Origin of the sequence: Streptomyces spiramenti (assembly GCF_012034385.1) — a bacterium.
GTDB classification, from domain to species: domain Bacteria; phylum Actinomycetota; class Actinomycetes; order Streptomycetales; family Streptomycetaceae; genus Streptomyces; species Streptomyces spiramenti.
In genome coordinates, this window is record NZ_JAAVJB010000208.1 from 1 (window position 1) to 8,812 (window position 8,812).

Annotated in this window: 9 protein-coding genes; 6 read left to right on the forward strand and 3 right to left on the reverse strand. The window is 73.1% G+C overall.

All coding sequences use genetic code 11. The features are described 5' to 3' along the window. Positions 1-116: 116 nt before the first annotated feature. Positions 117-749 carry an RDD family protein gene (locus HCJ92_RS19400; RefSeq protein ID WP_167934902.1) on the forward strand — a complete coding sequence of 211 codons (633 nt, stop codon included), beginning with the start codon at positions 117-119 and terminating at the stop codon, positions 747-749. Between the two features lie 174 nt (positions 750-923). Beyond that, entirely contained in the window at positions 924-1,643 is a 720-nt protein-coding gene (locus tag HCJ92_RS19405) for an RDD family protein (RefSeq protein WP_167934903.1), read from the forward strand. 207 nt (positions 1,644-1,850) lie between these two features. Here the strand turns inward: HCJ92_RS19405 and HCJ92_RS19410 are convergent, their stop codons facing one another. Beyond that, positions 1,851-2,162 carry a hypothetical protein gene (locus HCJ92_RS19410; RefSeq protein ID WP_167934904.1) on the reverse strand — a complete coding sequence of 104 codons (312 nt, stop codon included), beginning with the start codon at positions 2,160-2,162 and terminating at the stop codon, positions 1,851-1,853. A gap of 301 nt (positions 2,163-2,463) precedes the next feature. On the opposite strand from HCJ92_RS19410, the gene HCJ92_RS19415 reads away from it, so the two are divergent. Both HCJ92_RS19415 and HCJ92_RS19420 read left to right on the forward strand, forming a co-directional pair. Beyond that, the gene (locus tag HCJ92_RS19415; protein ID WP_167934905.1) at positions 2,464-4,836 is read left to right on the forward strand and encodes an immune inhibitor A domain-containing protein; all 2,373 of its coding nucleotides are present in this window, start codon (positions 2,464-2,466) and stop codon (positions 4,834-4,836) included. A gap of 355 nt (positions 4,837-5,191) precedes the next feature. Further along, positions 5,192-5,506, forward strand: a complete 315-nt coding sequence (locus tag HCJ92_RS19420; protein WP_167934906.1) for a hypothetical protein — start codon at positions 5,192-5,194, stop codon at positions 5,504-5,506. Positions 5,507-5,607: 101 nt separating this feature from the next. Here HCJ92_RS19420 and HCJ92_RS19425 read toward each other — a convergent pair whose 3' ends face one another. Both HCJ92_RS19425 and HCJ92_RS19430 read right to left on the reverse strand, forming a co-directional pair. Next, complete coding sequence (locus tag HCJ92_RS19425) at positions 5,608-6,198, reverse strand: isochorismatase family protein (RefSeq protein WP_167934907.1); 591 nt, start codon at positions 6,196-6,198, stop codon at positions 5,608-5,610. A gap of 133 nt (positions 6,199-6,331) precedes the next feature. Then, positions 6,332-7,684, reverse strand: coding sequence for a nicotinate phosphoribosyltransferase (locus tag HCJ92_RS19430; RefSeq protein WP_167934908.1), 1,353 nt, complete (start codon positions 7,682-7,684; stop codon positions 6,332-6,334). Between the two features lie 171 nt (positions 7,685-7,855). Between HCJ92_RS19430 and clpS the strand changes: the two genes are divergently transcribed. Both clpS and HCJ92_RS19440 read left to right on the forward strand, forming a co-directional pair. Continuing rightward, on the forward strand, positions 7,856-8,149 hold the full coding sequence (clpS, locus tag HCJ92_RS19435; RefSeq protein WP_209311342.1) for an ATP-dependent Clp protease adapter ClpS: 294 nt from the start codon (positions 7,856-7,858) through the stop codon (positions 8,147-8,149). Further along, positions 8,149-8,745 (forward strand): DUF2017 domain-containing protein, encoded by a 597-nt coding sequence (locus HCJ92_RS19440; RefSeq protein WP_167934910.1) that lies wholly within the window; start codon positions 8,149-8,151, stop codon positions 8,743-8,745. Before clpS ends, HCJ92_RS19440 begins: the two co-directional genes overlap by 1 nt. The last annotated feature ends 67 nt before the right edge of the window (positions 8,746-8,812 follow it).

The window sequence follows — 8,812 nt, forward strand, 5'->3', positions numbered from 1 at the left end:
GCTGCTGCTCGCGCCCGACGCCTCCCCCGTCCTCGTCGCGGCCTTCGCCACCGGCGCGCTCGCCCTCGGCGTCGGGGTCGGCGTGCTGCTCCGTCCGCGCCGCGCCGCTCCAGCCCGTGTTCCCCTCACCGGCACAGCCGTTCACCGGTGCCGAGCGACCGGTCGCCCCGAGCGGCCCGGGAGCCGCGCCACTGCGCCCGGTCCAGCCGCTCGCGCTGGCGGCCACCGCACCGTGGGAGACCGACCTCGGCCAGGCATACCCGGCGGGACTCGGTCGGCGACTGGCGGCCCGCGCGCTGGACTCGCTCCTCCCGTTCGCCGCCGCGGCGGCCGTCGCCTGGCCGCTGGTCGGACGGGCGCGCGACCACGTCCAGGGCAAGATCGCGGCGGTCGAGCAGGCCGGTGTCACCGACACCGTCTGGCTGCTCGACACGACCACCGCCGGGTACCTCGGCATGGTGTTCGGCGCGATGCTGCTGGTGGGCCTGATCCTGGAGGCGCTGCCCTCGGCCGTGTGGGGGCGCAGCCCCGGCAAGGCCGCCATGGGGCTGCGGCTCGCGACGATGGACGGTCACGACAAGCCCGGGGCCGGTGCGGTCCTGGTGCGCTGGCTGACCTACTCCCTGCTGGGGGTGCTCGTCATCGGTCTGCTGAACGTCGTCTGGTGTCTGTGGGACCGGCCCTGGCGGCAGTGCTGGCACGACAAGGCGGCAGGCACGTTCGTCGCCGCGGTGCGGAGCCGGGACTGAGCGGGCCGTCCGCCCGCCGGTTCCCGGGCTGAGCGAACCCGCGGGCGGGGCGAACGCACCGGTCGGCCCCGCGCGCTGCACGCCCCCCCGCGGTGCGAACCCGCGGGCGGGGTGCGGTCGCCCGTTCGGCCCCCACCGGATGCGGGCGGCGGGCCCGGGGGTTGGACTCGGGACATGAGCACTGACCAGCCGCCTCCCGGCCCCGGTGACCCGCGGCGTGACCCGCGGCCCGGGGAGTTCCCCCACGACCCGCCGCCTCCCGCCCCGCCGCCCGGCAGCCACGGCGTGCCCCCGCCGGCGGGTGACGCCGGGAGTCCCGGAGCCGAACCTCCCCCCGGCGGGCCCGGTGGTGGGTTGCCGCCGCCCGGTGGCTACGGCAACGCGCCGCCGCCCCCCGGCGGGTACGGGGCCGAACCCGGGCAGTACGGCGGACAGGGACCGCTGGCCGGAATGCCGCCGCTGGGCTCGCTGCCGCGCCGGCTGGTGGCGCGCATCATCGACTCGCTCCTGGTGGGTATCCCGGTGTTCCTCGTCCTGGGAGCCGCCACCGGCTCGTTCACCTCCGGCTACGACAACACCGACGGCGGGTCCTGGCTGCAGCAGGCCGTGTTCCTGCTGGTCTACTTCGTCTACGAGGGGCTCATGCTGACCCGACGGGGCCAGACCGTCGGGAAGATGGCCATGAAGATCCGTGTGGGCATGCTCGACAGCGGCAACACCCCCGTGGGCAATCCCGGGTGGAGACGCGCGGCCATCTACTCGCTGCCGCAGCTGATCCCCTGCCTGGGCTTCCTGTTCTGGCTGGTGAACGTGTTGTTCTGCACCTGGGACAAGCCCTACCGGCAGTGCCTCCACGACAAGGGCGCCAAGACCGTGGTGGTCTCCACGGCCTGACCGCGCGAACCTGGGCCGCGCGCCGCCCCCGCCCGGTAACGGTCGACACCCGTCGGCAGCCGGTCCGAACGGCCGGTGGCGCGGACAAGAAGTGGACCGCGCGTGTGCGGTCCCGAACGACATCGTTCATGACCGCACACGCGCCGTCCTGTGCACACCGGTTGCCGAGCCCCGGCGGCCGGGCCGGAACAGCGACGAGGCCGGAAGTCAGACTCTGACTTCCGGCCTCGTGACGACCGCCGAGCTGTGCGCGGGGTGGGGAGGGTGGGGCGAGGGGACCGGCGCGACCGGCCCGGCCCCGGTCCCCGTCGGCCGGGGAGGCACGGCGACGGGTCCGTGCGCGGCGGCGCGACGCGGACGGAGCAGCACGCCGACCCCGACGCCGAGGGCGAGCGCGCCGGTGGCGAAGGCCGCGACGAGGACGGGGGAGGCGTCGGGCGCGAGCAGCAGCAGTAACAGGGTCACGGAGACCACCGTCGCGGAACCGGCGACGGTCTGGAGCGGGGTCGGGTGCGGCATGGCTTCAGTCCGTCCGTCCTGGGGGAGTGTGCTCGACGGCCGCCCCGGAACGGATGGCCGGGGCAGCCCTACCGGCGTCGATTCCCGGCCGCGCCCAAGCGTAAGCCCCCGCCGTCGCCGGGACCGTTGCATGAGGGGGCGCACGGAGTCATCGATCGGCGGCGCACAGTGCGCCAGGAAGAAAGGGCAGTAAAGCGCGACGCTTCTGCTCTCTTTCCGTGCGTGCTCTGTCCTTTTGTGGTGTCACTGTGTCAGATTCCTCTCTGCACTGTCACTGATCGCGCAGGAGGACTGCCCCCAAGTGAACAGAAGTCTGAGATTCAGCACCCGGTCGTCACGCGTCCTGGCCGCGGCGGGGGTCGTCGCCCTCGGCGCCGGCCTCCTGGGAACCGCCGGGACCGCCCACGCGGTCCCCGACGTCGATCACGAGGACAGCGCACGCGCCGCGGCGCCCGCTCCTCGGAGCGAGGCCCCGGACCACCTGGAGAACCCGCTCGACGAGAAGCGGGTGGCGCTCAAGCAGGAGGCGCAGTCCCGGCTGATCACCGGTCAGGCCCGGCAGCGCAGCCAGAACGGCTCCGAGGTCGTCGAGCTGGCCGACGGCGAGTTCGCCGAGGTCGCCACGACCGGAACCGACCGGATCTTCACGATCCTGGTCGAGTTCGGGGACGAGATCCACCCCGAGTTCGGCGGTGACCCCGGCCCCCTCGCCAACCAGATCGAGGAGCCGGACCGGGCGAACGACAACACCACCATCTGGCAGCCCGACTTCAGCCAGGCGCACTTCGAGGAGCTGTACTTCGGGGACGACCCGGACCGCGACTCGGTCAAGCAGTACTTCGAGAACCAGTCCTCCGGCCGCTACTCGATCGAGGGCCACGTCACCGACTGGGTGAAGGTCGACTACAACGAGGCCCGTTACGGCAACACCGCCTGCGGTTCCAACGTCTGCCGCTCGGTGTGGGAGGTCGTCTCCGACGGCGTCGACGCCTGGTACGAGGACCAGCTCGCCCGCGGTCTGAGCCAGGCCGAGATCGAGGCGATCCTCGCCGAGTACGACGTCAAGGATCGCTACGACCACAACAACAACGGCGACTTCAACGAGCCGGACGGTTACATCGACCACTTCCAGATCGTCCACGCGGGCGAGGACGCTTCCGCGGGCGGCGGCGCGCAGGGCGAGGACGCGATCTGGGCGCACCGCTGGTTCGCCTTCTACGACCTCGCGGGCCAGGCCGGTCCCGAGGGCAACCTCGCCGGCGGCACCCGGATCGGCGAGACGGACTTCTGGGTCGGCGACTACACCATCCAGCCGGAGAACGGCGGGGTCGGCGTCTTCGCCCACGAGTTCGCCCACGACCTCGGCCTGCCGGACCTCTACGACACCGCGGGCGGTGAGAACGGCACCACCTTCTGGTCGGCGATGTCCTCGGGCTCCTGGCTCGGTTACGGCGACGGCACCATCGGCGCCGTCCCCAACGAGATGGGCGCCTGGGAGAAGCTGCAACTGGGCTGGCTCGACCACGCCACCGCCAAGGCGGCGACCACCTCGGTGCACCGCATCGGCTCCGCCGGCCTCACCTACCCCGAAGGTGAGCGCAAGCCGCTCAAGGGCGACCAGGCGCTGATCGTCGAGCTCCCGGAGAAGGAGGTCACCCGGGAGGTCGTCGCCCCGGCGCAGGGCGACTCCCAGTGGTGGAGCGGCTCCGGCAACAGCCTGGAGAACACCCTCTCCCGCACCGTGGACCTGACCGGTGCCACCACGGCCGCCCTGGAGCTGACCGGCTGGTGGGAAATCGAGGAGGACTACGACTTCCTCTACGTCGAGGCGCGCACCGGGACAGGCGGGTGGACGACGCTCGACGGCACCGCCGACGGTGCCGCCGTCCCGCGTGACGGCGCCGGCCGGCCCGCGCTCCACGGCGCCTCCGGCGACCACGCCGAACTCGTCTACCCGCTGGACGAGTTCGCGGGCGGCCCCGTCGAACTCCGCTTCCGCTACCTCACCGACGTCGCCGTCGCGGACACCGGCTTCACCGCCGACGCGATCACCGTCACCGCCGACGGCGAGACGGTCTTCAGCGACGACGCGGAGAACGGCGAGGGCGACTGGACGGCAACCGGGTTCTCCGTCATCGGCGGCTCCATCACCTCCTCGCACGAGCAGTTCTACATCGTCGAGAACCGCCAGTACACGGGCTACGACCGGACGCTGGAGCGAGGGCCGTACAACTTCGGGTTCCTGAACACCCGCCCGGACTGGGTGGAGCACTTCTCGTTCCGGCCCGGCATGCTGGTCTGGCTCTGGGACACCTCCCAGAACGACAACAACACCAGCGTCCACCCGGGTCAGGGGCTGATCCTCCCGGTCGACGCGCACGCGAAGCCCGACCGCTGGGCGGACGGCACCATCATGCGCAACCGGTTCCAGAGCCGGGACGCCACGTTCGGTTGGCGGCCGACCGAGCCGCTCACCATCCACGCCAACGGTGAACCCACCACCCTGCGCGCCAAGCTGGGCAACCCGGTCTTCGACGACCGGCGCGGCACCTACTGGTACGAGGAGAACCCGGGCAACAGCGTGATCGTCCCGGACACCAACACGAAGATCAGCGTCCTCACCGAGCTGCCCTTCGACGACGCGATCACCGTCCTGGTCTCCGCCTCCCGGTGACCGCGGAGCGCGATCGCTGCGCCGCCCTGGGTCACGACTCCAGGCCGGCGCGGTAAAAGAGCAGGTCAGAGCACGATTCGGCCGCCGCCCCTAGCGGGCGGCGGCCGTTCGCGTCAGGATGGCCGGTGACCGGGCGCGCGCTCCCAGCCGGGAGCCGTGCGGCCGGGCCGGGCGCGCCACGCCCGGACGGGACCTGTCGGCCGGCCGCCGACCGGGCCCCGGCGCAGGCCCTGCGGGGACCCGGGCGGCCGGCTCGGGGTCAGGGTCGAACGAAGGAGACGAACACAGCAGGACAGCAAAGGAGAGCACAGGGTGAGTACGGAACGGGTCCCCCTCGGGCGACAGGCGCGGCACCATGGCTGAGGGCGGGTACGTGCGGATGCCGGACGGCACGGTCGTGGTGGCGATGTCGCTGCCCCGCCCCGGCGGCCCGGGGCGCGTGCGGGTGCTGGTGCACGCCCAGAACCGGGCCCGCGCGCTGACGCGGCTGCGGAACCTGGGGCTGCGCTCGGTCTACCTCCGCGGCAACGGTGCCCCACCCACCCCCGACGAGGTCACCGCGGTCCTGCACCACCCCGAGGGCGTGCTCTGGCGGGCCGACCCGGAGTGCCCCGTCGAACGCTGGCGGCCGATGGGTGCGCTGCCGCGGCGGGAGCTCCGCTCCGCCTGACGGCGCCGCCGTGGCACCGGTCTCAGCGACGCCCCGCGGCAGGCGCTGCCACGGGGCGTCGCACCCGCCCCGCTGCGTGCCGGGGCGGATGAGCCGCCGCGTCAGGCGGTGGCCTCCGCGGCGCCGACCAGTTCCACGCCGGCCCCGCGCAGCTCGACCAGCGCGCTCTCGATCGTCGGGGCCGAGACGCCCGCGGTGTGCTCCAGCAGCACCCGGGTGGTGAACCCCTCGCGCGCCGCGTCCAGCGCGGTGGCCCGCACGCAGTGGTCGGTGGCGATGCCGACGACGTCCACGTCCGTCACCTCACGCGCGCGCAGCCACTCCGCGAGCCCCGCCCCGGCGGCGTCCGCGCCCTCGAAGCCGCTGTAGGCGGCGGTGTACGCGCCCTTGTCGAAGCACGCCGCGACCGCGGCGGAGGCCGCCACCGGTGCGAACGCGGGGTGGAACTCGGCGCCGGGCGTACCGGCGACGCAGTGCACCGGCCAGGAGTCGACGAAGTCCGGCGTCTCGGAGAAATGGTCGCCGGGGGATATGTGGTGGTCCCGGGTGGCGACGACGTGGTCGTAGGGCGATCCCGGGGCGCGGACGAGGTCGGCCACGGCGGCGGCGACGGCCGCGCCCCCGGTGACGGCGAGGCTTCCGCCCTCGCAGAAGTCGTTCTGGACATCGACGACGATGAGTGCGCGACGCATAACGGGACACCCCTTCTGGCGGGTCTGGCGGGTCTGGCGGGTCTGGCGGGTCTGCGGGCTTCCGGGCGGATGTTCGAGTATGGGTGGGGCGCCACCCGCCGCCGGAGCCGGGGCGGGTGGCCCCCCGGGGTGGTCAGCCCCGGTCGATGAGGAGGTACTCGGTGGGGAGGACGGCCTCGCCGCGTGACAGCTGCGTGGCCGAGAGCGGGAGCCGCTCGCGGGAGCGCCGGTGCCGTTCGCGGGCGGCGGGCAGCGGCTCGCGGCCGACGACCTCGCCGCCGCGGACCAGTTCCACCTGCATCAGGTGGTCCGCGAGTTCCGCGGGGACCTCGCCGGTGCCGACCACCTCGGCCTCGGGGACCCCGGAGGCATCCGGTCGCCGGGCGGCCCACTTCGCACCGCCGATCGAGGTCTTCCCGCCGCTGGACCGCTTCGCCACCGGGCGGAGCGGCGCGTCCGGCGCGTCACCGGTGGCGCGCGCCACCAGCTTGTAGACCATCGAACAGGTCGGGTGGCCGCTGCCGGTCACCAGCTGGGTCCCCACCCCGTAGGCGTCGACGGGGGCGGCGGCCAGCGAGGCGATGGCGTACTCGTCGAGGTCGCTGGTGACGACGATCCGGGTGCGGTGGGCGCCGAGCTCGTCGAGCTGCCGGCGGACACGGTGCGCCACGAGCAGCAGGTCGCCGGAGTCGATCCGGACCGCGCCGAGCTCGGGGCCGGCGGTCTCCACCGCGATCCGCACCGCCTCGGCGACGTCGTAGGTGTCCACCAGCAGGGTGGTACCGGCGCCGAGCGAGTCGACCTGCGCGCGGAAGGCGTCGGTCTCCGTGTCGTGGAGGAGCGTGAACGCGTGGGCGCTGGTGCCGACGGTCGGGATTCCCCAGCGGTACCCGGCGGCCAGGTCGGAGGTGGAGTCGAACCCGCCGACGTAGGCGGCCCGGGAGGCGGCCACGGCGGCCAGCTCGTGGGTGCGGCGGGCGCCCATCTCGATGAGCGGCCGGCCGGCGGCGGCGGTCGACATCCGGGAGGCCGCGGCGGCGACGGCGGAGTCGTGGTTGAGGACGGAGAGGATCACCGTCTCCAGCAGGACGCACTCCGCGAACCCGCCCTCCACGCGCAGCACGGGGGAGCCGGGGAAGTACACCTCGCCCTCGGGGTAGCCGTGGACGTCCCCGCGGAAGCGGTAGTCGGCGAGCCAGTCGACCGTCCGGTCGTCGACCACGCTGCGCTCGCGCAGGAACTCCAGCATCGCCGGCTCGAACCGGAAGTTCTCGATGGCCTCCAGCACGCGGCCGGTGCCCGCGACGACGCCGTAGCGGCGGCCCTCGGGCAGGCGGCGGGTGAACGCCTCGAAGACCGAGCGGCGGTGCGCGGTACCGGCGCGCAGTGCCGCCTGGATCATCGTCAGCTCGTAGTGGTCCGTGAAGAGCGCCGTCGAGGGAACGTCGACCTGGTGCGGCGGGCGTAGGGCGCTGGTGCTGTCCATACGGCGAGCATAGCGCAATATCGTCAGTTTGACGATTACCCCTCGGTGGGGGAGCGCCCCCCGTGTCCCGCTGCGGGGGGTTCGGGCGCTGCGCGGCCACGGGTGGCAACATGGGAGCGTAAGCGGTGGTTCACCCTGCGAGAGAGAGCGTTGACGACAGTCGTGAGTGCCATGCCTCTGGAGATCGAGCGCACCGAGTCCGAACAGGCGCCGTCCGAGGTGGCCGCGCCGGACGTCCCGTGGATCACCCTGGTCCACAATGACCCGGTCAATCTGATGAGCTATGTGACGTACGTGTTCCAGGCTCACTTCGGGTACTCGAAGGAGAAGGCGAAGAAGCTGATGCTCGACGTCCACCACAAGGGCCGCGCCGTGGTCTCCTCCGGGAGCCGCGAGGAGATGGAGCGCGACGTGCAGGCGATGCACGGCTACGGCCTCTGGGCGACCCTGACGCAGGACCGCTGATGTCGGGGTACTTCAAGCCCGCCGCGGACGGAGCGGGCGCGACGATCATGCTGGACCCCGCGGAGATCTCGATCCTGCGAAGTCTGACCGCACAACTGCTGGAACTGATCGGGCCCGGACCGGGCGAGGACGACCCCGCCGCGGACCCGCTCGACGCCCTCTTCGCGGAGGGGCCCGCCGAGCCCCCCTCGGACCCCGTGCTCGCCCGCCTCTTCCCGGATGCGTACGGCGCTCCCGGCCGCCCGGTGGAGGAGAAGGACGAACGGCGGTCCTCGGAGTTCCGTCGGTACACCGAGCTGGACCTGCGGGCACGGAAGCGGGAGGACGGCCTCGCGGTGATCCGCGACCTCGACGCGCTGGACACCGGCGAGGGCGGCGGTGCCGAACTGCGGCTGGCCCCCGCGGAGTCGCAGCGGTGGCTGGTCACCCTCAACGACCTGCGGCTCGCCATCGGGACCCGGCTGGAGATCTCGGACGACGACGAGACCGACCGGCTCTTCGACCTCCCCGACGACGACCCGGTGAAGCCGATAGCGCTGGCCTACCTCTGGCTCGGCGGTCTCCAGGAGACCCTGGTGGAGACGCTGCTGCCCTGATCCGACCCGGCCTGCCACCGCCCGACCGACGTGACCGACGGCCCGTCCGTGCCACCGCGCGGCGGGC